Source organism: Microcystis sp. Msp_OC_L_20101000_S702 (genome assembly GCF_007095705.1).
In the GTDB taxonomy this organism is placed as follows: domain Bacteria; phylum Cyanobacteriota; class Cyanobacteriia; order Cyanobacteriales; family Microcystaceae; genus Microcystis; species Microcystis ichthyoblabe_A.
Window position 1 is genome coordinate 25,770 of the sequence record NZ_SFBO01000067.1, and the last position, 24,250, is coordinate 50,019.

The window sequence follows — 24,250 nt, forward strand, 5'->3', positions numbered from 1 at the left end:
GATTCTCAAAAAACAATCAAACAATTCTGTAAAATTGAGGCCATAACCTGATCTTCTCGCGCTTTTGCTGACACCAGAGCATTCAATGACTCTAGCAAAAATCAATGGTTTGTATAGATTTTGGCCTTGGCTCTAGGAGGAACGTGCTATCCCTACTACATAAATTAATCCCAGTCAAAACCCTTCATATATGTCTTGTGATCGGTTTACTGACCATTCTGTTAACCGCCTGTGGCGATCGCTTGACAGCCACCAATCTCCCCACTTCCGAAACCTCTAATCTTCCCGTCGTCCAAGGCCGCATTTCTGAGGTTGCTCCCCCGGCCCTAATTCAGGAACTGCGCCCCAGTTTAGAGCGTTACGCCCCCCAAGTAACGATTCTCAGCCCTCTGGCCGAACAGGTTTTCGATGACACCCAGGTGATAGTTAAACTACAAGTGTCAGATCTGCCAATTTTCCAAGACGATACCCTGAAATTAGGACCCCACTTGAGTCTAATTGTCGATAATGAACCAGCAGCAGCTATTTACGACCTCAAGCAACCGATTATCCTAGAAAATCTTGCCCCAGGTACTCATACCCTGCGCGTCTTGGCCCTGCGTCCTTGGCAGGAAAGTTTTAAAAATGATGGGGCCTTCGCTGAAACAACCTTTCATATTCTGACAAAAACAGGCAAAAATGCCCCTGATCATAACTTGCCCCTGTTAACCTACAGTAGTCCGCAAGGAATCTACGGTGCGGAACCGATCCTGCTCGATTTTTATCTGAGTAATGCTCCTCTACGTCTGTCCAATACTGCCAACGAAGATAATAATCTTCAAGATTGGCGCATTCGTGTCACTGTCAACGGTGACAGTTTTCTGCTTGATACTTGGGAACCGATTTATCTCAAGGGTTTTGCCAAGGGCAATAACTGGGTACAACTAGAATTCATCGATGGTCAGGGAAATAAAGTCGAAAACGAGTTTAATACCAGCGTGCGCGTGATTAGCTTTGATCCCTCTTACCAAGACGGCCTCAGTCAATTAGTCCGCGGCGATTTATCCCCTACAATTGCCCGTAGCATCGTTGATCCCAACTATCAAACTATTCCCAGTCCAGAGGAAGAAACCCCTGTTATCGAACCAGAAACCTCTATAGTTGAGGAAGAAAACCCTGTAGTTGAGGAAACCCCTGTTATTGAGCCAGAAAACCCTGTAGTTGAGGAAACCCCTGTTATTGAGCCAGAAAGCCCTATAGTTGAGGAAACCCCTGTTATTGAGCCAGAAAGCCCTATAGTTGAGGAAACCCCTGTTATTGAGCCAGAAAGCCCAATCGTGGAAGAAAAACCAGTAGAGACAGAAACAATCGAAAAGGTGGAGGAAACCCCTGAAGCGATCGAATCTCCCCTAACCACCATACCAGAGACAAAGGAGATTAACGAACCGGCCTCTGGGATTCAGCCTCCGCTAGAAGTGGAACCTATTCCCGAACCCCAGAACAATAGCGAGCAAAAAATCACCATTTTTGATCGCGTTCAACAAACCTTAAACCGCTTCCAGTTGGCCTCTTCCCCAGCAGAAAAAGATATCGAACTACCCACCCTCGATCCTCAATTATTCAGCAATGTCGAGCGGTCTTAGAGCCTAGCTTAATCCAGTTTTCAGGGGAAGTGGGGGGGTGGGGGTTTTTCAGTGAGCAGTAAACAGTAATCAGTAATCAGTGAAAAGAAAGCTCCCAAGTTTGGTTATATTGGAGTTAAAGTGATAAGCTTATCTTATCGAAAAAACGGCATAAGCCTTATGTCCCTACCATTAACATCGTGCCGGCTGTAGGGGCGCAAGGTGGTCAGTGAGTTTATCGAACTGCTTGCGCCCATTATGTGACATAGTGAACATTTTTCACCTGATGTCCAGAAGACACCGAAGTTTTCACCCAACACTGTCTACTTAAAACTGCAATCTGATAACTGATAACTGAAACCTCCAACCGCTTGATCGAGAAATTATTAAACTAATATTTCGCAATATAGACAAAATTGGGAACTAGGTTATAATCTAAAACGTCTATAGACAGTTTACTAACTTTTTGCTTGAGGTAATTGTGTTTAACAAAATTTCCCTTGTCGCTGGTTTTGCCGGTTTAGTTGCCCTAACTACCGTTGGTGCTGTACCCGTACAAGCAGAACCGCAAAATAACGAAATCCTGATCAGTCAACTGCGCGGCCATGACACCTACAGAGGTGAGCCGCAACTCAACCCCGGTGACTATATACTCGGTCGCGTCCGGGGAACCGTGGGTGGCATTATGTCCATCCAATTGATCAGACTTGTAACAGTGGATGGCAAAGAAATTTTCAACGGCGACTTTGCTGACGGAACCACCACTCGTATTGTTGGGGATGCCATGGGTGGTGATGACGTGATTTTGCAAGTGGTAGATGGCAAATTAGTTTATGTGGGTAAAGCTCATCCCTATTGGGTTTCCCGCTTGAAACTAAAATCAGAAATCGCCGTCAGTAGCACTCGCTCGCAACTTTTAAGAGAAATCAACGAAAAACAACCCGCTTGGGGACTTCCCGCTTTACCCCCGGAAACCAGAACCTTTACTGAAGTTGCTCCCCAACCTGCTCCCGAGCCTAGTGTATCTCCTATCCGCGGACTTTGGTAGTGGGAAGACATCAGCAGAAAATCTCTTGTCTTGAGACTGAGAAGGGTGAAAACTTTCCTCACAATCTAACCAATTTGGACTAAATAAATCCCTCTTTTTCAGATAAAAGGGGGATTATTATTGCTCTCTTAGGTTTGGTGGGTAAAATGTATTCTAAGATACAGTCCTGCTGGCGAGGGAGTGGAAGGAACCACTCCAGACACAGAGGACACAAAGATTGATCGCTTCTATAGTAAGTTAAACTGATCACGCAAAGAATTAAGAGAGCCATGACCGAATCCAGATAGGGAAATTTCCCGATATTCACTCCAGTTCAAAAGACTGATTATTAAATTTCAAAGTCCGACAATTCTCCGTCACCGTCCGCACCACATCATCGGGCGCACCATCGGGAATTTCGGCCTCGATCTCCAGTGTTACCTTAACCCTGGCCCCACTGAGTCGGGTGAGATGCTGGATTACCTCGTTAGTGATCGCTGGAGCGTCTCGATTGATCCGCAGGGGATCGATCGAGACAATGCCGTAAAACCTCCGCAGAACCGGCTTTTTCTCAACCAGATCATCGGGGGACTCTTTCGCAGTTAATCCAACACCAGAGGGTAAAGATGGCGGCCTATCGGGGTCACTAGAGATAACGGAATCAGTCTCGGCAGCGGTCGGGGGGTTAGCCGGTTTCTCGGCCTCTAGCTGCCCCATGGCTACATCAGGCTTAACCAGAAGGATGTGACTGCTGATACTCGGGTTAATATCCCGAAGGATGACAAGACCAGTATATCTTTGCTTCACCTCATCCCAGCCCTCTGCATAACCGAAGTTTTCCTCTACGAGCGTAGAACGAACCCCCTCCCGCACAGTTTGAAGTAGAACATCCTGGTTCTTGAGACGGGGCAAGTAAAGATACTGCGCTAGGTACTCCCACAGACGTTTCAGATCGATGTGGTTAGTTGAACGCCACAGGTATTTGTCGAGGGCGTCCATCCGCAGGTTGTCACCAGAGTAATGGGTAATCAGTTGCCCCTCATGAACCAGTTTGCGGCTGGCTCGATCGATAGGGGAATCATCCCCCTGAAGAGGGGTTTCAGTCCAGTGGATGCCTTTCTGGGGGTCGGGTTGCTCTGGAACCAGCAGCCACTTATAGGTTTGGTTGAGGATCAGGCTTACCTCCTTGTCGGCTTGATCGCGCTTAGTGATCGCCTGTTTATTCTGAGAAACATCGAGATTGAGGGTTTCCTTATCCGCCACAATCGAATTCCAGGCAAGATATCCGGCGACGTTCTTCTCTAAGTTTTCCAAGTTCGACTTGTCAGGGGCAACAAATACAAGCGTATTCTTGTAATAGCGGGGGCTACCCCCTCTCTGATTGAGAATTTCCGCCACTAAACGCCGAGCGGGGCTATCTTCGGCGGATTTGCTGTGGGGTTGCCCAGTACCGAGAACTACAAGCCGCACCCCCAGATGAGGATCATCGGGAATATCAGCAGTTGATTCTGGGGCAATATGAATCGCTCCAAACTCGCCCCGCTGCTGGTCGGCCTTCAAGCGCCGGACGATTTCTTCTGTCACTTTATACCGCTCCTCAAAGAGCAGGTTTGCCCGATCTTGGGCTGTGCGGGTGACGTTGGGCTGATTGGAAATCCAGTAGCGGTTGCCATCGATGTAGAGGTAGGTGGCCCGATCTGTTAGCCGCCGTAGGGCATCACCAAAAGTGGCTACAGTCTCCCCCGGCTGCACGCAACCGAGTTTGATCCTCTTATCTTCTAGTCCTCGGTTAGCAGCCCGAATCGTGGGGGCCGAGCCAAGGTAAATAGTGCGCGTAACCCGACGGCAAGCAGAATAGCGTCCCAGGTTGGAATTTTGGCGATCGATGTCGAGGGGCAGAGAATTGGGGCCATCCACATCCTTTTCGATGATCGGAACCCAATTATCATCTAAGTAGCGGGTTAACTCCGACTGAACCTGAGCATCATCCATCGGGACGTGGGAGGGCATGATCAACAAGCTCTTGTCCTCTCGCTCCCAAAGGGAATGGATAACTTTCGCCATCAGGCGCAGCACGCCCCTGGTGCGTTGGAATTTATCGAGGGTTGACCAGTCGGAGTAGAGGCGATCAAAAAATTCCGGGTGAATGGGATAGGCTTCCCGCAGGCGGCGCCCGTAGTCAGCCTCCCGGCATTCGCTAGGAAACTCCTGGGCCTGGGTGCGATACATCTCGGAGAAAGCTTTAATAACCGCATCCCTTGCCACATATAGTTCCGAGTCAGTCATGGTCTGGAACAGGCGGCGGCGGACGATCTCGAAACTCTCCTCGGCACTGGCGGGTCGCCAAGGGGATTGGATGCGCCCGATCGCATTTTTAAGGCGGTCTAGGGCCTCTGTGCCTCTCTCCCCGCCAATTTCGATGTCAGAGGAGGGGATACTCACAGCCAAAAGCGTCTGCTGGGCATTTTTCGCTGACTCGCTCAGGGTTTGGGCAAAAGTAAACTGGGTGTCAAAACTACCGCCGGGAATATCGTTCTTGTCGTGCAATTGCCTGGCATAGGCAACCCATTCGTCGATCAAGATCAAACAGGGTGAAAAACGATTAAACAATATTTTGAGTGCGTCCCCCGGATTAGTGGAAGTTTCATCGGCGTTGCGAACCAGAGCGTAGCCCTCAGCGCCGCCGAGTTGCCAAGCTATTTCTCCCCACAGGGTCTTGATTTCTGGGCGATTTTGCTTGTCGTGTTCCGGTTTATAGGGGGGGATGCCACTAGGCTGGACTTTAGTGCCGACCAGAACAGCAATGTTGACATTTTCGGGGGGTTTTTTAATGTTCAGAGCTTGGAAGATCGACTCCATACCGGGAAGATCTTCGATCGCCAAAGCATTGCACAGATGGTAGAGGGCCAGCATGGCGTGGGTTTTTCCGCCACCGAAGTTAGTTTGCAGTTCAATCACCGGCTCTCCGCCATTACCACTCAGACGCAGCAGGGCATTGGTCAGAAGTTGCTTGAGTCCTTCGGTGAGGTAGGTGCGGCGGAAAAATTCCGTCGGGTCGCGGTATTCGTCAGAGCCTTCATCGAGATAGACTTGCCAGAGGTCGGCGGCAAATTCGGCCTGTTGGAAGCGTCCAGAAGCCACATCGGGGTGGGGGGTGGCGATTTCCCGCCAGGGTTTCAATCCCGACATCGGTTGTCCCTCCGTCGGTGCGATCGCTTGGCGCCTTGTCTCTCGCCGGGCCTGTTCTTCAAAGCGAAGTCTGAGGATTTCTTGCTTCTGCTTCTCCACCTCTTGGGTGTCCCCAGAAACCGAGGTCAGCAGCCGCACGATGCTGTCAAAAGCCCGGTAAGCATCGTCGAGGCTGAAAGCATCGTTATGGGCCCAGGCGTTGCGGACATCTCTTAGTTCACTGGCCAGAGAGCGATCGCTTCTGCCTAGGGTTTTCTTAAAAACTTCATTCCACTGCTCCCAGAGGACAATTAGCAGGGCCGAAACGTCTTCCTTGAGGACGGCATCACCTGTCCTGCGGATCGTGTAGCTCTCAGGGAGACAACTTAAGGCCACGGCCACCCACTTCTGGCCGTAGCTTGCTTTCATTTCTCGTTCTATGAAGGGGTATAGTCCCTCTCTGAGGAAATCTAGGGCGCGTCCGACTCGTTCACGATTGCTGATTGCCATGAGATTTGATGAGGAGTTATTTTTATAATGCCTCAATTTGGGAGAGATAACCACACGAAGGGGGATTTTGAACCACAAAGAACACGAAGGGGGATTAACCACAGAGGCACAAAGGTCACGGAGATTGTTAATAATTAGCTCCTATCAAGACTTTTTTGGGCTTCAGAGAGGTTTAGCATTAGTGTTAGTGGATCGAGTCGGGATGATATAAAGCCACATTTTTCTGTGTAGAATTGTTTGGCTTTTTCATTGAGTGCGTGAACGAGAATCGCTCTAATTCCGGCAATCACAGAAGCTTGCAAGCTTCGGAGTACGGCATCTTTGATGAGGGCTTTTCCAAGTCCTTGTCCTTGATGGTTGCGGTCCACTGCCAGTCTGCCCACAATGATTACCGGAATGGGATCTGGCATATTTTGTTTAATTTTGCCTGGAGCTTGATCGCGCATCACACTACCTGTGGACAGACAGTAGTAACCGACTACTCTATTGTCTGCACAAACAACGTAGGTACGTGCTGCACCAGTAGATTCACTTTTTAGTGCGCGTTCTTTCAACCAGTTATTCAAGCTTGTTTCACCGCAGTCGAAGAAATCTATCTTGTGTTCTGGGTTGAGTGGTTCTGGTGCTTTATAGGTTATTCCCAAGGGCTTTTAGTGGATAATAACTGAGCCAGCTTTTCATTTTTTTTTGCTGGAGTGTCAAGTGCTTCATTGAAGGCTTCCCATTGTTCTTTATTGAGGACAAATAGCCTGCGATCTAGTACATAACTTTTGGGTTTGTGGGGTTTTTTGGTGATTTTCATAAGTTTTGAATATATAGTTTGCTTACATTGTACACAAAGAGCGGCTGATCAACTCTGTGTCTCTGTGGTTTAAATTCACCACAAAGGCACAAAGGTCACAAAGAAAAGGATAGTTGTTCGGGAGAGGGTTTATATTCGTTGGCTAGGCGGGTGATTTCTGGCCAAGAGGTGACGAGGCTATTGTAGGCTATGGCTTCTTGGGTCCAACCTTTTCTGTCACAGAGGCTATAAAGTCTATAGGCGAGTTCTTTGGCTAAATCGGCTTTGTTTCCTAGTTTAGCCAAGAGTTCTGCGGCTCCGGTTTCGCCCTTTTTATCGAGGGTATGGATGAGGTGTTGGGTGATTTCCCAGATGGGTGTCCGCTCATCTTTTTCTGGCTTCCAATCGGTTTTAAGATCTTCGCGCTTGAGTAGTCGCACTTTACCGGCTTTTGCTTCTAGTATGCCAGCTTCAACCATGCCCTGAATACTGGTGTTTTTGGCTTTGGAGAGGGTTTCTGCATCGCCATATAGTGCTTCGTTGAATTGGTACTGCTCGAACCAAGTCAGCGCCCAACGGGTATCACTATCAAATTCTCCTTCTTGTTCGGTGAGAAATTCGTCGAGAATCTGGTTAATCAGTTGCAGGGCCGTGCGAACACCCATGGAGGAGCCGTTAGATTCGAGGATAGCGGCGTATTTGGAGTAGATTGCCATCCCGGGCCCGATACTGGCTTGGGCGAGGTCAACGGGGGCAATATTGCCCTGTTGCAGCAGTTTTAGGGCTTGGGGAAGGTCGCGCTTCAGTTCGTTGAGGAATTGCCGGCGGCTGGCTTTGGGTGCGTCGGCGGGACGGGGACGACACACGAGGACTATAGATGAGGCGAGGGCGTTGCTGCCAAGTCCAACACTACGGTTACTCAGTTCTGTTCGCATTGGCCATGTGCCACCAATGGAAAAATCAGATTTAATCAAACCTTCGAGCATGGTTTCCCATCCAGTGGAAGAGACAACAGCATTTCCCTTATCATCATCACTGTCTTCTGTTTCTGACTGTTTAAAGGCGTAATAGACAGTAAGAGGATAATCTGAGTGAGCCATCCCATTCATTCGCCCGAATGCTTTTCCTAGTCCTTCCTCAAAGAAAGATTGAGCTTTTTTTTTATCACCCCCAAAACGATAGGGAGTAGCGACTAATTCCGGTGTTTTGGGTACGAGTAAAGTGCTGAAGATGTTTGAATAGACTGAGTTAAGGGAACGACGCAACCAAACATAAAAAAAGTCCGCAAGGTCTGCATAGCCTATGTTGTCGTAGTATGGGGGGTCTGTAGAGATGATTCTGGGTGCTATTTCGTCATTACTTTTAGCAGTAGCATCAATTTGAATAACTTGTCCTTGGCCAGAACAAGAGGATTTTTTAATAACTTCAACTACCCAATCAATTGCACCATTAAAATTGCCCGTCGAGTCACTCATAGGACTCGCTTCGGCAAAATCCCAGGTCATGGGAATCGCTTGACGAGCGAAAGTATTGCGAATCGTATCGCGCCCAGAATGCCAACTACAAATAGTGGAGTGATAGTCTGTCATCTTATCCACTCCAAAAGCCAAATAAGTCGCCACTGCATCCGCATAAGCCGTCGCACCTATTCCCCCATCATTAAGAGATAAATCATCATCAGGGATTCCTGCGGCTACTGCATCAGCTTTAATCTTTTCTCTGGCTTCACTAACTAAATCGCTAAAAGTAGTGAGGGCGACGAGTTGACGGGGAGTGAATAAATCGGCGTGTTTCGTCATGCCATAGAGGGGAACATTGACTGCGGCTTTGCCAATTAATTCAGTATCAGGTTTCCATTCAGGTTGTGCTTTTTTAGCGATATATTCCTGTTCCTCATCAGGAGAAAGATAAACCCTTCCCCCTTGTCCTTCAGCGACAATGGCCATTAACTGAGAATCCATCCGGCCTGCCTTACCTTCCCTACGGATATGATCAAAAGGAACAGGAGTATTACAAGCGATACAAACTGCACCCTTGCGGTTTACCGTCCCATCTGGGGCCGTACCCTTACCCGTCTTCACCTCAAAGCGGATTTTTGGTGGCACCCCAGAGACACCAAAATCATCCCCCTTTGTGTCCTCTGTGCCTTTGTGGTTAAAATCCCCCTCAGTGCCTTTGTGGTTAAAATCCCCCACAATAGGCTCAACCCAAGCCTCCTTACCCTTCTTCGTCGAAAGCGAGAACTTATTAACCAGAGGCATCTGACAGCCACAGGCCGGATTAGGACACTTCACCGTCCTGGCCCAAAGCCAAGCAATCACCTTAGTGTCCTTTGTGCCTTTGTGGTTGGTTTCCACCATCGGATAAAGAAACCCAATCCTTTTAAAAGCCTCATCCCGCATCCACTGACCGTAATAGCGCACATCTGCGGCCAATCCCTGGGCCCCTTCCCAGGAAGAAATCTTTTGTTTTTGGCGAGAATCGGGATTAACCGGCGGTTTATCCTTAAACTTGGGCGGAATCTCGATCAAAGCCTTAGTAATCAACACCGCCACCGGATTGAGGTCACTACCGTGGGCCTGCAACCCCAAGCGCTGGGCCTCCAAAGGAATGGAACCACCACCACAAAACGGGTCATAGGCGGGGGGGGCATATTTAGCGATATAATCCCGTATAGCATCAGGTTTAGTGGGAGGTTCTTCCCCACGTTCCCAAGCCAAACAGCGCGCAATTTCTCGCTGTGCTTCTAGCAATACTGCTGAGTTAGGCTGGTTAATCTCATCCCAAGATACCAACCCTCTAACCACCTGCTTAGTGTTGCCTTTTTTGTCCTTTTCAAGCTCAATCCTACCCAAAATATCAAACAATCGCTGCCGTTCCCGATTCTGTGCTTCTTCCGTGGGAAATTTCTCTGGCCAACTGGAAGGATCATCCACCAAAGAAGCCCATAAAACCGCCCTAGTTGTAGCTAAAGGTTTCCGGGACCACCAAAGATGTAGAGTAGAGGGATGACCATGGCGAATCGATTTTTCCCGTGCCGATTCGACGTTAATGGCTTCTAGGGGTAGAGCGACTTCAATGAGTTTTTTACGGTAGGTCATGGGAGATAAAAGAACCACAAAGGCACAAAGGACACGAAGGTTTAGTTGAGCTTAAGTAATTGTTTGAGAGCTTTCTCTACAATACTTCGATCGGTCATAAATCACTGTAGGCACATTCATCAGCCTCTGACTCCCATTCACTCAACATAGATGAAATTCCCTTGAGATATTCCCTATCCGCAGGCTCAAGAGGTTCGTCGTATCGAGAGGGTTCTTTTTCCCGTAACGGATATAAATTAGACGCTGATTTATTAGTAATAATTTTATCTTGCTGAGTTTTGGGATGCGATCGTATGATCACTTCCACCGCATCTCCAGCGTGAAAAGGTAATTCTTTCAATAATACTGTCCCATCTTCAGTTAAAACTGTTTGTATTTTGTAGGTATTCATAATTGAGACTCTTGAGATAAGGAACCACAAAGGCACAAAGGACACAAAGGAAGGGTTGTTTATTGGGGAGAGGGTTTGTATTCGTTGGCTAGTCCGTAATCTTTGGACAGGAGGTGACTAGACGATTGTAGGCGATCGCATCGGTAGTCCAATTTTTTCTGGCGCATAAGCTATAAATAGGCTAGTTCTTTGGCTAAAAGGAATCACTTAAGCGTGTTTACGTCGGGGTAGGCAAGTATTTTTTCATCTACTGTCAGGAGGGGACAATTGTGAACCTTCGCTGTGGCGACAATAATTTGGTCGGCTGGATCGTTATGAAATCCAGCAAGTTGAGTTGATTGCACGATAATGGGTAACGTCAGTGGAAGTAATTGAACACCTGGATAAGCGATCGCATAATTGAGCCACTCATCGACCGGATAAGATAACTCCACTCGGTTCTTCTCAACTAATTTAGCAACTTCCCAGCAAGAAAAAATACTAACTCCAAGCTGACTAACCTGATGCTCTAAAATTAATTGTTCTAGCCGTGCTGTGAGACGTGAGCTACTGTCAACCCACCAGAGCCAAATATGAGTGTCCAAAATAATCATTTTAGAACTTCCCAGTCTTCTGGTGGAATAGCTGGTTCAAAGGGATCATCATAACGAAGGACAGAACCTTTCAAGGAATGTATTAGTTTTTCCTGACTAGATGATGACGATGTTTTAGATTGCTCTAAAATAATAATTTCCACCGCATCTCCAGCCTGAAAAGGTAATTCTTTCAATAATACCGTCCCATCTTCAGTTAAAACTGTTTGTATTTTGTAAGTATTCATAATTGAGACTCTTGGGATAAAGAACCACAAAGGCACAAAGGACACAAAGATTAATTATTGACAAGGCGTTTGATGCCTTGTTTGAGAACGGGAACGTTAAAATTAATCAGTAATCCTAGCCAAAGCCGGCGTAATTTGAGATAGGTTAACAACTGGGCCTCGTGAATGGGGGTAAGTTGTTCAACAGTTTTCAGTTCGACAATAACCAGATTTTCCACCAATAGATCGAGACGATAACCACAATCAAGTTTAACACCGCGATAAATCACTGATTGAGGAACTTGACGCTCCACCGCTATCCCCCTATCCAATAACTCGTACTCTAAACAGGCCTCATAGGCTCACTCCAATAGTCCTGGACCCAACTCCCGATGAACAGCGATCGCCGCCCCAATAATCTCCTTAGATAAATCATTAGCCCTCTCATCCATAACCTTAGTGTCCTTCGTGCCTTTGTGGTTAATCCCCTTAGTGTCCTTTGTGCCTTTGTGGTTAATCCCCTTAGTGTCCTTTGTGCCTTTGTGGTTAATCCCCTTAGTGTCCTTCGTGCCTTTGTGGTTAATCCCCTTAGTGTCCTTTGTGCCTTTGTGGTTAATCCCCTTAGTGTCCTTCGTGCCTTTGTGGTTAATCCCCTTAGTGTCCTTTGTGCCTTTGTGGTTCAATCATATCCCCCCTGTCCCATAACTCTCCCCAATCATAATTAACACTACACGCCCCAAAATCCGGTTCTCTCTGGAATGGCCGGCGCACATATCTGACCTGAACCTCCTCTGACGGAGAAACCGAAACTAAGGCCAGCAGAAAATCCTCTGGCTTGTTAAAGGATGCAAGGATCTCGTTCTTGGTGACAGTCACCGTCTCTGCTCCTTCTACTCTACCCTTGACTTCGATAAACCGTAAGCGGCCTGTTCCGGTCCTGCGCGATTCGATGTCATAGCCGCACTTCTCGGCGCTCACATCCCGCGGTTCATACCCCAAAGCTTTTTCGGCCGCCATGACTGCCGCCATTGCCAGCTGCTCGACGCGCTTTGTCTCCCGGGCAAACATTGGCTTGCCTAAAAGTCGCCCTAACAGTCCCCCCGGTACTATGAGGGCTGCTCCCACCACCACCGGCGGCGATGGGGATAAATGACGCTCCTGCTCCAATTCAGACAAGCGCTTTTGCAACCGCGTTTGTAGTTCATCGGCCCGCATCTGGGCTTTGTTGGAATTGATCCGCGCATTTGTCTTCCCCGCTTCTTCCTGTAGGCGCAACTGGGCTGCCCGATGGTCCCAGTAGTTGATCTCCTTGGTCAGGCGGTCTTTAACTGCTATAAGGGTCTTTTCAATTAACTCTTCCTTGCGCTGCCGTACCTCCTGAAGATGGGAAGAGACGAGGTTAGCGATCGCATAATTGCGGGCCCGGCTCTCAATCTCATTACCGATAGGGAGAGAATCAAGGATCGGCCCTAGGATCGCCCGCTCCTCCTCCTGCAAAGGACGATAATCTAGATAAGGGGCATACCCAGCATCCCTCTCTCCCTGTCTCTGTGGTGCAAACAGAGGAATTTCCACATACTGCATTCGCCGCGACACCACCCGCCGTCTGCCATCGGGATTTAGCCGAGCGTCTTGAATGGCGTGTTCTAAGTACACCAGCGCCCGAATTTCCTTGCTCGGATCACTGTCATCAACTAGGATAGCCCCCCGTCTGAGTAATTCCCGATGCCGTTCCAAGACAAGATCGATAGTGGCATCTAACAGGGGATGGCCGGGACAGACAAAGGTAGCAACGGGTTTACCCGGAACACTAATCAGGTCTTTATCAAAACAGATGCGCTCATAGCGTTTGAGAATTGGCTCTCCTATCCCCAAAAAGCGGTCTCTGTTACGGATAACGGCGGGGACGTTGGTAATCTCGTATCGCTTTGGCTCTCGCTGGCGTAGGGTGCCGCCTAAGCGTTGGAAGGCTTCGAGGAAAAATGCGGCGATGAAGTGCGGCTGTAACCGTCTGGCTTCGGCTCGCTCCATATCTTCTCGAATTTTCTGAACCTTGGAAGCATCCATCGAATCGCGTGCTAGGGCGCGTTCTTCCAGCAATTCCCTTAGCCTATCTTGATCGAGCTTTTCAGAGATGACCTCGTTTGAGCTTGCTTTTATATCTGGGCGATCGCCGTAGCGGATGGCTTGGATGAGAAGTTCGCGCAATTCTTTTCCCGCAATCGCTTTACCTAATACGTCGAACACCCGTCCGCCTAAAGCTTTTTGTTCGGCTTCGAGTTTTTCGAGGAGCGTCCGATACACATCTCCCTCGCGGGTTTCGTGAGCCACCAAATTCCAGAGATGACAAACCTCGGTCTGTCCAATCCGGTGAATACGACCGAATCGCTGTTCTAGACGGTTTGGGTTCCAGGGTAGGTCATAATTGACCATGAGATGCGCTCGTTGCAGGTTGATCCCCTCTCCGGCGGCATCGGTGGCCAGAAGTACCTGTACTCCTACGTCTTGCTTGAAGCCTTCTTCGGCTTTTTTGCGGTCTTCCCGACCCATGCCACCGTGAATGGTGACAACAGTTTCTGGGTTGCCAAGGAGTGTACCGATCCGCTCTTTCAGGTAGTTGAGGGTGTCTCTGTGTTCGGTGAAGACGACTATTTTGCGGCGGTATCCTCCTGCATCGAACATCTCTGCTTCATCCTGGAGAAGATGGGAAAACTCTTCCCACTTACGGTCTTTTCCGCTACGTCGAACGGTATTGGCTAGGTCTTCAAGCTTTTTCAGCAGGGCGATTTCAATCTGTAGTTCGGCAATGGTACGCGATGCTGTGGCCTGATCGACCACCTCCTCGACCGTGGCCTCCCGCTCGCTGCTATCGGTATCCTCAAAGTCGTCATCGATGTCGTCTTGGTCAAGGACGGTAGCAAATTCTATCTCCAGCGACTGGCCTCGCTTGAGCAGTTCTTCTTCTCGGAGTCGCTTTTGTAGCCGTTCTCGTCGTCGTTTCAAGGATTGATAGATGGCTTCCGGAGAGGAGGCGAGGCGGCGTTGCAAAATGGTGAGGGCAAAGCCGACTGTCCCCTTGCGCCCGTCGTTGGCCAGGGCTTCGGCTCGGTCAAATTCTTCGCGCACATACTCGGTGACTCGACTGTAGAGGATCGCTTCTTGGTCGGAGAGGGGGTAACTGACCGTGTGAGCGATTCTTTCGGGGAAAAGTGGCTTGCCGTCAAACTTGAGCAGTTCTTCTTTGACCAGACGGCGCATCAGGTCGGAAGTATCTGAAACATGAACTCCGTCCCGGAATCGCCCCTCAAAGCGATCGCCATCGAGTAGAGCTAGGAATAACTGAAAGTCTTCTTCTTTGCCGTTGTGGGGAGTCGCGGTCATCAGCAGGAAGTGGCGGGTAACACTAGAGAGGAGTTTGCCCAATTTGTAACGCTTTGTTTCCCTAATTTCCCCACCAAAGAAAGAAGCGGACATCTTGTGGGCCTCATCGCAGATGACCAGATCCCAATCAGTCTGCTGGAGTTTCTTCTGGAGGTCGTCATTACGGCTGAGTTTATCAAGTCTGGCAATGACCAGACCCATTTCGGCGAGGGCGTTGCCGGTGCGGGCCGTTTCGAGGCGGTCATTGGTGAGGATATCGAAGGGAAGGTGAAATTTGTTATGTAGTTCATCTTGCCATTGCACTGCGAGGCTGCCTGGACAGACGATTAAGCAGCGCGCTAAGTCACCTCGAATTAGGAGTTCTCGAATTAACAATCCCGCCATGATGGTTTTCCCGGCCCCGGGGTCATCGGCCAACAAAAAGCGTAGGGGTTGGCGATCGAGCATCTCACCGTAAACAGCAGTGATTTGATGAGGGAGTGGTTCCACCAGAGAGGTATGGACGGCTAGAAGCGGGTCAAACAGGTAGGCCAACCGGATGCGATGGGCTTCGGAAACTAGGCGCAGCAAAGCTCCGTCGCCATCGAAACCCCACGGTCTTCCTTCGGTGAGAATCTCCAGGGTTGGCTCTCGGTATCGAAAGAGCAGTTCTGTGTAGGGTTGTCCGTTGGTATCTTTGTAGGTAAGTTCTACCGCGTCGCTGCCATGCCACTTGGCCTCAATGACGGTAATGCTTTGATTGGGCAGAATGCCGTTGACAATAGAGCCGCTCGTTAGTTCCTCAAGTTTAGTCATGATCGCCTAAAGACCGATGTCTAGGAATAATTGCATTTCAGCCCATATCCTCGTCAAAACATCGGTAAGGGCATGATCGCTATCTAATTCGATTAACTGTACCCAAGGACGAGAAAAAGCATAATAGCGACTATTTTCTGGGGGAATCACCTCATCGTCACTGCCATGAATAATTAGGGTGGGGAGCTGCCTGATTAACTTTTCTTGGGGATAATTGGCTAAATCCTCGATAAACTTGTAATAGATTGGCAGATAACGACGATAACCGTAGTGATAAACCGATAAACTCCCAGATTTTTGCCAATTGGCTAGGGTTTCCGCTTCCAATTGTCCCAACCAAATCAGCCCGAAATTAAAAGCAGGAGCTAATAAAACGAGCCTTTGCACCTGAAAATAAGTTTCTGCCAGCCAAGCTGCCGTTAAACCGCCAAAACTGGAACCAATCAGTGTAACGGGAAACTGAGATTGTTCAATCAATTGGCCGACTTGAACAATCTGACGAGTGAGAGTTAAGCTAGAAAAGTCATCACCGTTAAGATCGGGAATTTCCATCGCTAAACCCCTCTTTTGCCAACAATGTCTCAAAAATTGCGCTTTTGTTGATTGGGGGCCAGAAGCAAAACCGTGTAGATAAATATATCTGTTTTCAAGGACTGCCATTCTAGAACCAATTAGGGTCTGCTGAAAAAGTTTGCTGGTGGGGGCAGGGTGTGGGGTGTGGGGTGCAGGGTTTTACCGATTTTGAGGAGGTCAATTACCTAATTTTCGGGGAAAAAGCACCTGAATTTTCCCCCTGATCACTCTCTTGCCTAGCACTTTTGGATTTCAAAAAGGTCTCAAAGTCTTACCCAACAAGATTTTTAGATTTATTCAGCCAACCCCAATTAGATTTCTTCATCTTGCTCTTTGGTAGCACTGGGAGAAGAATTATAAATGGCATCTAACTGTTGACGAGCATCTTCGACAGTGAGAGAACGAATCACTAACAGAGGTTCATTAATCGGTTGTCCGGCCTCGTCCAAAAGTTCTGGATGGGAAGTCATGGGATAACCGTAGGGATTATAGGAATTAGCCGATTTAGCAGGACGTTTCTGGGAATCCATGCTGACAGTAATCAGACTCCGAATTAAATTATTAATGGTCAAAAAAGCGATAACTGTGAAGGCGAGGATATAGAGCAGATGTAACATTGGCCGAGTCTCCCATGAATTATGTGTGAATATTCCTAATTGCCAAAACTTTATGCTAAAAATTCGCTCAATTCTCTAGCTTACCAAAAAAGTTTCAGGTTAAGCGTCAGTTTGAGGAGATTGATATTCTCCCCAACCCTGTAATCGACGACGACGACTGCTGACCCCCCAACACTCTGCCACCAGCTGGTGCCAAGGCAACAACATCTTGGCCTCGATACCCACCTGACCACCTGTGGTTTTAAAGAGTAAATGAGCCGTGGCCACCTCCTGTTGAGCGTTTTTGACTCTTGCTAATAAATCGTTTTGTTCCTCGAGGCTGAGAAAGGATAATCTCTCGGATTCGAGGAGAAGACGGGAACGGGAAAACCAATAGGTGAAATCCTCTAGTAGAGGTTCCAAGATGGTTTTCAGGAGTTCGTTTTCGGCGGGTTGCGAAGGGAACATTATTTTTATAATGACGATTTTGCTTACCTTAATCTTAGCGTCATTTATATTTCTTAACATTGTGACGGAAAAATTTTAAGATTTGCCCCAGCTGTAGGCGGCACTAAAGAAGTCCTGTTCACAACTAAGGGCATAACGATAGGATAAAGAGATATTTTCGGTCATCAGGGTGTATTTATCGGCTAATTCCTCTAACTGGCTTGCTAAAGCGGCGAATTCATTCCCACTATAACTATCAATCCAAGCTTGATAGGGATTCTCAGAAATCGGCTCTAAGGCTAATTGTTGACCCAGATAAGCATAAAGACGCATACAGGGACTCATCGCCACAGCAATCGCACCGATGTCACCCATCCAAGCGGTAGCGAGAAGAAAATCCGTATAGCGACGGGTGGCATTAGCGGGCTGAACCTTTCTCAGGTCAACTCCCCACTGTAAAGCATAATTTTCATGTAATTCTAACTCCTTTAATACCCCCGCCGCTAACCGATGAAAGCTAGTAAATCCCTGCCAATCGGGAGCTTTAGCGGCGGCGATACTGTAAGCACGGGCGAAAGATTCCAGAAAAAAAGCATCTTGACCGACATAAAAAGCGAAACAGTCCCGTTTAAGCTCTCCTGTGGCGATACCTCGCACAAAAGGGTGTTCTAGACAAGCTTGTACTAGATCTTGATGGCTGTGCCAAAGTTGCTGACTAAGCATGGGAAAATACTAATTAGGTGGACAAGGTTGGTTAACTAGAGTTCAGCATTCCTTAACCCAAACTGACGTTAACCCTGTTACAATAAAGATAACTGACCAAATTGGAGTTAAAAACTATGCGACTGAAGCGATGGGAGTCCCCCCGCCGTCAGGGACGTAACGACAAAGGCAAGGGCGGTTCGGCCCGACAGCGACAACTGAAAAAACAATTTAAAATGTTGTCGAAAAAACTAAAAGGGGGAGAGAGTAACATCTCTCCTCTTTTTTTGTCCCCAGCAATCGCCGCTAAAAAATCTTCCTCTGGGAAACTCTCAGTCTCCTGAAACAGTCCCAGACTTGAGCCACTTTCAGATTAGGGAAAAAAATGAAGCGTACACTTGCCGTCATGACGATGACAGTAGCTTTAACCGTCACCAGTAACCATTCTAGCCTTGCGGGAGCAATCTTCGATCGCATTCAAAAAACTGGGGTAATTACTGCCGGCGCTCGCAAAGATGCTATTCCCTTTGGTTTTGTCAACTCCCAGGGCAAGTGGGTGGGTTACAGCCTTGATATGTTAGAGTTAATTCGCAAGGAAACCGAACGGAAGTTAGGAAAGCCAATTAAGTTAAAAATTGTTGAGATTAATCCCCAAAATCGTTTTGAAAAGTTGAAAACAGGGGTTATCGATATCGAATGTGGCTCCACTACTTTTACTTGGAAAAGAGAAAATGAAGTGGATTTTTCCGTTAGTTACTTTGCCGGTGGTACTCAATTGCTCACCCGCAAAGGTAGTAATCTTGATGACATCGGTAGCTTGGCAGGCAGACGCATTGGAGTGATTGCCAATACTACTAATGAATCGGTAATTAAAACCCAACAACCCGCCGCTATTTTGGTCAAAGTTAAAAATCGTGGCGAGGGTTTACAAAAACTAGAAGCGGGAGAAATTGATGGTTTTGCCAGTGATGGCATTACCCTAGAAGGTTTAAGGAAAAGTGCTAAAAATCCTAATAATTTAGCCATAGTTCCCTCCTATCCCTACGCCTACGAATCCTATGCCTGTACTTTACCCGAAAATGATTCTAAATGGCGCGATACAGTGAATTACACCTTATTAAAATTCATGGAAGGGATCGTTAGCGACCAACAACAAGCGGTGACAATTTATGAACGTTGGTTTGGTGAAGATGGTGTTGTTCCCTATTCCAGAGAAACTATTAATGATTATTTTCAAGGCATTGTCAACACCTACGAATGGATTCCTTTAACTGTATTTCCCTAAAATCAAAACCTTTTCAGGAACCGATTGAAAAAGGCAAGAGTCAAGGGGCAAGGGTCAAGGGGCAAAAGTATTGATTAATTTGTCTCCCTAAGACTCTTGTTGACCCTAATAAATCCTGTTTAAAAGGTATAGGAAAGCGGGAAAATGGGGAGAATGGAGCGAGTTTTTAAAGTTTGATTTGTTATTAATCAAGTTAATAAAGGTAAAAAATAAACCACCTCAACTGACTGAATGAAGGGGCGATTACGAGTTTTTTATTAATGTTTTTTTAGGAGACTTTTGTGGTTTCCTTTTCTGAGGGTTTGGAGGGTTTTAGTTGGCACTTTAGGGTTATCTCCATACTTTCACCCGCATTATATCAAAATGATAATCATAGCTCCAAACAGGTAGATCTAATTCGATTGAGATGATAGCAGTCAAAGCATCAACAATAGTAATAGTTTGATCAGGAAATTGTTTAGCTTTTGCTATGGCTGCGAAATACTGATCTTCTGTCGGATTGATCAGATTAGCAGATTCTAAGCAATTTTGTGTGAAATGATTGGCTTGTTCAAATCCTAATCTATATAGAAGCAAGCTGTAAGTTTCTATATATACGGGGAAAGAGATAATAACTGTTAAATCTTCCGATTCTATGCGTCTTAGCTCTGCTTGCGCTCTGCTATGATATTGATCACTGGTATCTATCGCTCCGTAAAGGGGGGTTGTGTCGGCAATAATCGCTTTCAAGATTTGAGCTTAAGGTAATTTATGGGACAGAGTAATTTCGGCTAAAACAGCGTCATGATTGATGGATGTGTCAGTATAGCCACTTCCTTTGGGTGCGGGAGATAAGTGAAAAGATTTTTTCGGTTTGGATAAATAGCCTTTCGCTATTAAAAATGATTCTATAGCCGTTTGTACTGTATCAGAAGAAGATACCTTATGCTCTTGATTGTAGGCGGCTAGAGCATTAATTATGGTGGTGGGTAGCTCAATCGTCACCTGTTGCATAACCAAAATCCTCTTGATTTAATCATGTCCCTATTATACAATAAACCCCCTCAAACGACTGAATGAAGGGGCATTTATCGTATTTTGTAAGCAATTTAGCCTACTTTTGTGGTTTCTTTTTCTGATGGTTTGGATGATTTTAGTTTGCGTTTCAGGGTTGAAGCTGCACCTAATGCACCAAAGGAGCCAATAGCTAAAACTCCAGCGGTTGAGGAGGGTTCAGGAACAATTTGTATAGCCCCTTTGCAGCTACCGGGGCAACCGCCATAGTCATAGCCTGGCCCCGGCCGCTTAAAGGGGTTATCAAAATCCGACCGGGTGAATACTTGATAATCTTTATTTTCAGTACCCCCTACATGGAAAGCTAAACCTCCAAACGAAAATTTACCGGCTGTATTCCCGGCTGGAAGCACTCCTGGAGCAAAGCCACCATTGGGATTGTAAAGGTTATCCGTCTTCGAGTGAGGAATCTGGTCTCCCGCCGCGGCAATATTGGTATATTCGGGAAGTATTGCAGTAATAGGGTTAGTGATGCCGCCTGGGTCAGTCTCTGTTCCCGTCACGCCAAGGATTTTGTAGCCTGTAAAGGTATAAGCTGGAGAAGTTAAACCACTGGTTGGATCAGTGTAAGAAGGGGCGTTTTTTGTTGTAAGCGTGTCCTCCGTAGTCAGATTCAGTTTAAATAAATCACCGTCCGAAGTTAAAAAGTCGAACTTGAAGCTAAGTTGAGCGGCCTGAGCAGGACTTGTAGATAGTCCGATTAGTGCAGTGGTTACAGCCGCTCCAAGAATCACGGCTGAGATGCTGTTTTTCATTTTTTTTCTTCTCAATAGTGCGGTTATCCCCTCCCAGCTAGGTCAAAGCAACACCCCAACCCAACTCCAAAGGGAGACAACGGGATCATACACATCCCCCCCCACAACTGTATCAAAAAATACAATTTAATAAATCTTTACATTCTTCTCCCTAGCTTAGGGATTCACAGGGGAAGGAGTCTCAGGTGTTTTCCCCTGTTTTACCCCTTCTCAAGCGACCTATTGCCTTCCGTGAGGGATTGTGGCGCGGTATGTCGGATTTGCTGCTTAATTATTGGGAATTAATGAAATCTTGAGTATGAACGATGGTAATATTGGGAATAGGGATAAAGTCATCAGGATTAAAGGTTAATAAATGGGTAATGTTAGAAGCTTTCATGACAGCAAGAAGCCTAATATCATGAGTGCGTTTTCCTTTAATGTTGTAGATGGTGACTAATTGAAACCAAAGGGGAAAAATATCCGGCGTTTCTGCAATTAATGTAAAGTTATCTAATAAATCATTGACATAATTTGTAGCTTGTGCTGGAGTCCAACCTAAACCATTAACATCAAGGGGTCGGGTTGCAACTACCCAAAATTCAATTAAAACTTGAGGAATAATAACACATTCATTAGCTGTTTCGACGATTTGAGTAATTACATTATTAGCAAGAGAATAAGTTGCTGAAGACGTATCAGCCGCCCGAAGCAAAATGTTAGTATCCAGTAAATATTGAGTCATTAGTCTTCATACATAGTGTCACGGTGTAAAGCTTCATCAGGTAAATTCGCACTTGTTTTAGGAAGTTTAGCGATTACTTTCTGCCATTTTTGAGCTTTTTCCTGGGGAGTGAGACTATAATCTGGGGAAGGGAGGGAAATTCTTGAGGTGAGAGATTCGGTGAAGGATAACACTTCTTGTTGTTTTTCTAAGGGAAGTTTTCTTAGGTTTTTAATGATAACTTGTTCAATGTTCATTTGACTTAGACTAATAGGCAACCATATCAATCATATCTCATGCCGCAATTTCTCTATATTTAATAAATCTTTACATTCCTCTCCCTAACTAGCGATTAAGATTTTGGGTCTTTTTGATTGTACCGATAGCGATCGCTCCGCTCGCCGCTAGGTCAGGCAACAGCCCAACCCAACGCCAAAGGCGGATGGCAACAGCCTACAGAATACCTATTCTTTAGGGAATCTATCTTGAGAATGATTTGAAATATGCTAACTTGGAAAATTATCACGATCGCATCTAGTCAGTACCATGAGTGAAATTAGCATCGGGGGAAAAGTCCGTCTGATTGCCATTCCCCCTTACCTGAAAACCGCCGATCCCATGCCTATGTTACGGCCGCCAGAGCTGCTCAATATCGACGATATCGGCACGGTTATCGATCGCCGGCCGGGGGGTTATTGGGGTGTAAAATTCGATCGAGGCTCATTTCTGCTCGATAGCAAATATTTAGAAGCTATTTAAACCAGTTAAGTGCATCGCAGTCAAGACAACTTTTAACCAAGGTAAAACTATCGGTCATTGGCTGCCAGAAACTGCCTGCTTGGATGATTAAATCTCTCAGACAAAAAATTATACCCAGTAAATCAGTCTAGTTATATCCAAGTGATCGGTAATCCAGAATAATAACCTAAATTTATGGAACTAGGCTCTGTTTCCCAATCTAAAACCTGTTCCACACGCTGATAAATTGCCGCCGCTTCCTCACTAGAATTGCCGATACAAGTTAACCCTAATTTACCAAATTCTGACAGCGCACCCATGAGATGAAAAACCGTTCCCGTTTTACTGCTACTATCAAAATGTAAGTGATGTTTAGCAATAATATCCATTAAATCATCGGGAAGTAAACCTTTGTATTGGGGTTTGTGGAGATTATCGGAGGCAATATAATACTTTTCTTGGTGAGGTTGACTGAAAAATAATCCGGTTTTTTGATCGTATTCACCATTAGTTAAAAGCTTCAAAGTCATAAAAGGATGGGTAGTTCCTCCTTTTCGCAGATTAATTTCGATCGCCTGTAGATCCCAGACTAAAGTTTCTGGATTTTTAACAGCGACGAAATCAACTCCATAGCGTTCAATTGCTCCCTTGGCTGCCAGAATTTCCCCTATTTTTAGACCTAATTCCTGTAATTGTAGGCGATAATTTTCATCGGCAGGAAAATGACAACCTAGATAAATTTGACCATCGGGACCCCCTAAAATTTGATCGTGAGTGGAAAGAATCTTCACTTCTCCCGTGGGTGTAATATAACCTTGCACACTCGGCGATCGCTTTTCTTCTCCTTCAATAAAAGCTTCGACAATTGCCCCTAATTCAGCAATTCTGCCAGAAAAACTGTCCCAATTTTCATCCCTTGCTTGAAAACTCATCTTGTCTAATAGTTTAGCCAAGAGATTCATTTTCTCGCTTAAATCTAGGCTGTTACTATCAACAATTTCCCCTAAAGGACGTAAATCTAAAACTGCATTTCCTTCTCCCGATAACCCCTCATTTAACTTCACTACCATGCGTTTTAGTTGCGGTTGACGGGACCACAAACTAGCAGCTTCGTATAACAAATCTTTGACCGTATTTACCTGTAAACTACCGTCAGGATGGGGAATATTGCCTTGACCAAAAATCTCGCGACTGCCACTTTTAGAACCCCAATACAATAAATCTGGACTACAGGCAAATAAAGGAATATCTAATTGTAAAGACAATTCTCGCTCTAAATTAGTAGAATTAAAACAAACCATATAGGCCCGATCTCGACGCAACGCTTGCCGGATTCTTGCTACTAAGCGCGGTCTGTCCAGAATTTTTTGGGTTAAAGGTTGAAAAGAGTTATCGTGAGTTGTCAGTAATAACAGACGATTATTAGCATGGGAAAAAGGAATCCCAGGCAACAATTGCAGGTAATAATCAATCACCATCCGCGAAAGTGGCTGCGCTGTTACATAGATTAAACGAGTTTTCGGGTGTCGCAATCGAATCAGAGAAAATAATAATCTTTCTTCGTAATGTAAAAACCCCGCCACTTTTTGACCGACTCTCTGATCGATACTAAAAGAAGGGATAACTAGGATATCATAATCGCATTCATCCGATTCGAGAACGTTTTCTCCCTGCCAAATCTCTTTTAATTTTTCTTGTAATTCTTGATACCGCAGCCGCTTTTCTAGCATCAAATCTCTATCTAACAGCATGGTTTGTCCCACCTCTGTGGTTGCAGACACCTGTATCTTATCTATTTTTAGGCCCTGTCGTCTCCAGTGCCTTTCTTTTCTTAATATTCCCCA

At 46.4% G+C, this 24,250-nt stretch carries 25 protein-coding genes and 1 pseudogene; 5 read left to right on the forward strand and 21 right to left on the reverse strand.

Going from position 1 to position 24,250, the window contains the following annotated elements; translation table 11 throughout:
- The first annotated feature begins 104 nt into the window (after positions 1-104).
- Positions 105-1,622 carry a hypothetical protein gene (locus EWV60_RS06975; protein WP_287231665.1) on the forward strand — a complete coding sequence of 506 codons (1,518 nt, stop codon included), beginning with the start codon at positions 105-107 and terminating at the stop codon, positions 1,620-1,622.
- 460 nt (positions 1,623-2,082) lie between these two features.
- On the forward strand, positions 2,083-2,649 hold the full coding sequence (locus EWV60_RS06980) for a hypothetical protein (RefSeq protein WP_002777135.1): 567 nt from the start codon (positions 2,083-2,085) through the stop codon (positions 2,647-2,649).
- Positions 2,650-2,952: 303 nt separating this feature from the next.
- Here the strand turns inward: EWV60_RS06980 and EWV60_RS06985 are convergent, their stop codons facing one another.
- The 15 genes and pseudogenes from EWV60_RS06985 to EWV60_RS07050 form a co-directional block, all read right to left on the reverse strand.
- A complete protein-coding gene (locus tag EWV60_RS06985; RefSeq protein WP_287231666.1) occupies positions 2,953-6,306 on the reverse strand; it encodes a Swt1 family HEPN domain-containing protein in 3,354 nt (1,117 codons plus the stop codon).
- Positions 6,307-6,440: 134 nt separating this feature from the next.
- A complete protein-coding gene (locus tag EWV60_RS06990; RefSeq protein WP_287231667.1) occupies positions 6,441-6,950 on the reverse strand; it encodes a GNAT family N-acetyltransferase in 510 nt (169 codons plus the stop codon).
- Positions 6,941-7,108 carry a type II toxin-antitoxin system TacA family antitoxin gene (locus EWV60_RS06995; RefSeq protein WP_008200985.1) on the reverse strand — a complete coding sequence of 56 codons (168 nt, stop codon included), beginning with the start codon at positions 7,106-7,108 and terminating at the stop codon, positions 6,941-6,943. The genes EWV60_RS06990 and EWV60_RS06995 overlap by 10 nt, the downstream gene beginning before the upstream one ends.
- A 95-nt stretch (positions 7,109-7,203) precedes the next feature.
- Complete coding sequence (locus tag EWV60_RS07000; RefSeq protein WP_287231668.1) at positions 7,204-10,188, reverse strand: DUF1156 domain-containing protein; 2,985 nt, start codon at positions 10,186-10,188, stop codon at positions 7,204-7,206.
- Positions 10,189-10,282: 94 nt separating this feature from the next.
- On the reverse strand, positions 10,283-10,579 hold the full coding sequence (locus tag EWV60_RS07005) for a hypothetical protein (RefSeq protein WP_194014086.1): 297 nt from the start codon (positions 10,577-10,579) through the stop codon (positions 10,283-10,285).
- A gap of 88 nt (positions 10,580-10,667) precedes the next feature.
- Positions 10,668-10,757, reverse strand: a complete 90-nt coding sequence (locus EWV60_RS23365) for a DUF8807 domain-containing protein (RefSeq protein WP_502705817.1) — start codon at positions 10,755-10,757, stop codon at positions 10,668-10,670.
- Between the two features lie 25 nt (positions 10,758-10,782).
- The gene (locus EWV60_RS07010; protein ID WP_002777126.1) at positions 10,783-11,172 is read right to left on the reverse strand and encodes a type II toxin-antitoxin system VapC family toxin; all 390 of its coding nucleotides are present in this window, start codon (positions 11,170-11,172) and stop codon (positions 10,783-10,785) included.
- Positions 11,169-11,399 (reverse strand): hypothetical protein, encoded by a 231-nt coding sequence (locus EWV60_RS07015; RefSeq protein ID WP_002754174.1) that lies wholly within the window; start codon positions 11,397-11,399, stop codon positions 11,169-11,171. The genes EWV60_RS07010 and EWV60_RS07015 overlap by 4 nt, the downstream gene beginning before the upstream one ends.
- Before the next feature lie 50 nt (positions 11,400-11,449).
- Positions 11,450-11,728 (reverse strand): annotated as a pseudogene (locus EWV60_RS07020) (GxxExxY protein); the annotation flags it as partial.
- Positions 11,729-11,740: 12 nt separating this feature from the next.
- Entirely contained in the window at positions 11,741-11,830 is a 90-nt protein-coding gene (locus EWV60_RS07025) for a GxxExxY protein (RefSeq protein ID WP_016515484.1), read from the reverse strand.
- A gap of 202 nt (positions 11,831-12,032) precedes the next feature.
- Positions 12,033-15,554 (reverse strand): helicase-related protein, encoded by a 3,522-nt coding sequence (locus EWV60_RS07030; protein ID WP_287231669.1) that lies wholly within the window; start codon positions 15,552-15,554, stop codon positions 12,033-12,035.
- Positions 15,555-15,560: 6 nt separating this feature from the next.
- Complete coding sequence (locus tag EWV60_RS07035) at positions 15,561-16,214, reverse strand: YqiA/YcfP family alpha/beta fold hydrolase (RefSeq protein ID WP_287231670.1); 654 nt, start codon at positions 16,212-16,214, stop codon at positions 15,561-15,563.
- A gap of 224 nt (positions 16,215-16,438) precedes the next feature.
- Positions 16,439-16,744, reverse strand: coding sequence for a DUF2973 domain-containing protein (locus tag EWV60_RS07040; protein ID WP_002732775.1), 306 nt, complete (start codon positions 16,742-16,744; stop codon positions 16,439-16,441).
- A gap of 99 nt (positions 16,745-16,843) precedes the next feature.
- Positions 16,844-17,251, reverse strand: coding sequence for a DUF2605 domain-containing protein (locus tag EWV60_RS07045; RefSeq protein ID WP_002777118.1), 408 nt, complete (start codon positions 17,249-17,251; stop codon positions 16,844-16,846).
- Between the two features lie 15 nt (positions 17,252-17,266).
- Positions 17,267-17,893 carry a TenA family protein gene (locus tag EWV60_RS07050; protein WP_287231671.1) on the reverse strand — a complete coding sequence of 209 codons (627 nt, stop codon included), beginning with the start codon at positions 17,891-17,893 and terminating at the stop codon, positions 17,267-17,269.
- Between the two features lie 116 nt (positions 17,894-18,009).
- Here EWV60_RS07050 and EWV60_RS07055 point away from each other — a divergent pair, with 116 nt between their 5' ends.
- Both EWV60_RS07055 and EWV60_RS07060 read left to right on the forward strand, forming a co-directional pair.
- The gene (locus EWV60_RS07055) at positions 18,010-18,216 is read left to right on the forward strand and encodes a hypothetical protein (RefSeq protein WP_002732891.1); all 207 of its coding nucleotides are present in this window, start codon (positions 18,010-18,012) and stop codon (positions 18,214-18,216) included.
- A gap of 41 nt (positions 18,217-18,257) precedes the next feature.
- A complete protein-coding gene (locus EWV60_RS07060; protein WP_069475684.1) occupies positions 18,258-19,157 on the forward strand; it encodes an amino acid ABC transporter substrate-binding protein in 900 nt (299 codons plus the stop codon).
- 330 nt (positions 19,158-19,487) lie between these two features.
- Here EWV60_RS07060 and EWV60_RS07065 read toward each other — a convergent pair whose 3' ends face one another.
- The 5 genes from EWV60_RS07065 to EWV60_RS07085 all read right to left on the reverse strand — a co-directional run bounded on the left by EWV60_RS07065 (position 19,488) and on the right by EWV60_RS07085 (position 21,925).
- Entirely contained in the window at positions 19,488-19,886 is a 399-nt protein-coding gene (locus tag EWV60_RS07065; RefSeq protein WP_002750612.1) for a type II toxin-antitoxin system VapC family toxin, read from the reverse strand.
- A 9-nt stretch (positions 19,887-19,895) separates the two neighbouring features.
- The gene (locus EWV60_RS07070) at positions 19,896-20,150 is read right to left on the reverse strand and encodes a hypothetical protein (RefSeq protein ID WP_002750614.1); all 255 of its coding nucleotides are present in this window, start codon (positions 20,148-20,150) and stop codon (positions 19,896-19,898) included.
- Between the two features lie 95 nt (positions 20,151-20,245).
- Positions 20,246-20,965 carry a PEP-CTERM sorting domain-containing protein gene (locus tag EWV60_RS07075; protein ID WP_287231672.1) on the reverse strand — a complete coding sequence of 240 codons (720 nt, stop codon included), beginning with the start codon at positions 20,963-20,965 and terminating at the stop codon, positions 20,246-20,248.
- Positions 20,966-21,236: 271 nt separating this feature from the next.
- A complete protein-coding gene (locus EWV60_RS07080; RefSeq protein WP_287231673.1) occupies positions 21,237-21,689 on the reverse strand; it encodes a type II toxin-antitoxin system VapC family toxin in 453 nt (150 codons plus the stop codon).
- Complete coding sequence (locus EWV60_RS07085; protein ID WP_008202209.1) at positions 21,689-21,925, reverse strand: hypothetical protein; 237 nt, start codon at positions 21,923-21,925, stop codon at positions 21,689-21,691. Before EWV60_RS07085 ends, EWV60_RS07080 begins: the two co-directional genes overlap by 1 nt.
- A gap of 289 nt (positions 21,926-22,214) precedes the next feature.
- On the opposite strand from EWV60_RS07085, the gene sipA reads away from it, so the two are divergent.
- Positions 22,215-22,427 carry a regulatory protein SipA gene (gene sipA, locus EWV60_RS07090; protein WP_002777112.1) on the forward strand — a complete coding sequence of 71 codons (213 nt, stop codon included), beginning with the start codon at positions 22,215-22,217 and terminating at the stop codon, positions 22,425-22,427.
- A 131-nt stretch (positions 22,428-22,558) separates the two neighbouring features.
- Here sipA and EWV60_RS07095 read toward each other — a convergent pair whose 3' ends face one another.
- A complete protein-coding gene (locus EWV60_RS07095) occupies positions 22,559-24,157 on the reverse strand; it encodes a peptide ligase PGM1-related protein (protein ID WP_287231714.1) in 1,599 nt (532 codons plus the stop codon).
- Positions 24,158-24,250 lie beyond the last annotated feature (93 nt).

What these genes read in the sequence shown, in the direction of transcription:
- EWV60_RS06975 (WP_287231665.1), top strand. Translation starts at nt 105, where the DNA reads ATGGTTTGTATAGATTTTGGCCTTGGCTCTAGGAGGAACGTGCTATCC.
- EWV60_RS06985 (WP_287231666.1), bottom strand. Translation starts at nt 6,306, where the DNA reads ATGGCAATCAGCAATCGTGAACGAGTCGGACGCGCCCTAGATTTCCTC.
- EWV60_RS06995 (WP_008200985.1), bottom strand. Translation starts at nt 7,108, where the DNA reads ATGAAAATCACCAAAAAACCCCACAAACCCAAAAGTTATGTACTAGAT.
- EWV60_RS07000 (WP_287231668.1), bottom strand. Translation starts at nt 10,188, where the DNA reads ATGACCTACCGTAAAAAACTCATTGAAGTCGCTCTACCCCTAGAAGCC.
- EWV60_RS07005 (WP_194014086.1), bottom strand. Translation starts at nt 10,579, where the DNA reads ATGAATACCTACAAAATACAAACAGTTTTAACTGAAGATGGGACAGTA.
- EWV60_RS07010 (WP_002777126.1), bottom strand. Translation starts at nt 11,172, where the DNA reads ATGATTATTTTGGACACTCATATTTGGCTCTGGTGGGTTGACAGTAGC.
- EWV60_RS07015 (WP_002754174.1), bottom strand. Translation starts at nt 11,399, where the DNA reads ATGAATACTTACAAAATACAAACAGTTTTAACTGAAGATGGGACGGTA.
- EWV60_RS07025 (WP_016515484.1), bottom strand. Translation starts at nt 11,830, where the DNA reads ATGGATGAGAGGGCTAATGATTTATCTAAGGAGATTATTGGGGCGGCG.
- EWV60_RS07030 (WP_287231669.1), bottom strand. Translation starts at nt 15,554, where the DNA reads ATGACTAAACTTGAGGAACTAACGAGCGGCTCTATTGTCAACGGCATT.
- EWV60_RS07035 (WP_287231670.1), bottom strand. Translation starts at nt 16,214, where the DNA reads ATGGCAGTCCTTGAAAACAGATATATTTATCTACACGGTTTTGCTTCT.
- EWV60_RS07040 (WP_002732775.1), bottom strand. Translation starts at nt 16,744, where the DNA reads ATGTTACATCTGCTCTATATCCTCGCCTTCACAGTTATCGCTTTTTTG.
- EWV60_RS07045 (WP_002777118.1), bottom strand. Translation starts at nt 17,251, where the DNA reads ATGTTAAGAAATATAAATGACGCTAAGATTAAGGTAAGCAAAATCGTC.
- EWV60_RS07050 (WP_287231671.1), bottom strand. Translation starts at nt 17,893, where the DNA reads ATGCTTAGTCAGCAACTTTGGCACAGCCATCAAGATCTAGTACAAGCT.
- EWV60_RS07055 (WP_002732891.1), top strand. Translation starts at nt 18,010, where the DNA reads ATGCGACTGAAGCGATGGGAGTCCCCCCGCCGTCAGGGACGTAACGAC.
- EWV60_RS07060 (WP_069475684.1), top strand. Translation starts at nt 18,258, where the DNA reads ATGAAGCGTACACTTGCCGTCATGACGATGACAGTAGCTTTAACCGTC.
- EWV60_RS07070 (WP_002750614.1), bottom strand. Translation starts at nt 20,150, where the DNA reads ATGCAACAGGTGACGATTGAGCTACCCACCACCATAATTAATGCTCTA.
- EWV60_RS07075 (WP_287231672.1), bottom strand. Translation starts at nt 20,965, where the DNA reads ATGAAAAACAGCATCTCAGCCGTGATTCTTGGAGCGGCTGTAACCACT.
- EWV60_RS07080 (WP_287231673.1), bottom strand. Translation starts at nt 21,689, where the DNA reads ATGACTCAATATTTACTGGATACTAACATTTTGCTTCGGGCGGCTGAT.
- EWV60_RS07085 (WP_008202209.1), bottom strand. Translation starts at nt 21,925, where the DNA reads ATGAACATTGAACAAGTTATCATTAAAAACCTAAGAAAACTTCCCTTA.
- sipA (WP_002777112.1), top strand. Translation starts at nt 22,215, where the DNA reads ATGAGTGAAATTAGCATCGGGGGAAAAGTCCGTCTGATTGCCATTCCC.
- EWV60_RS07095 (WP_287231714.1), bottom strand. Translation starts at nt 24,157, where the DNA reads ATGCTGTTAGATAGAGATTTGATGCTAGAAAAGCGGCTGCGGTATCAA.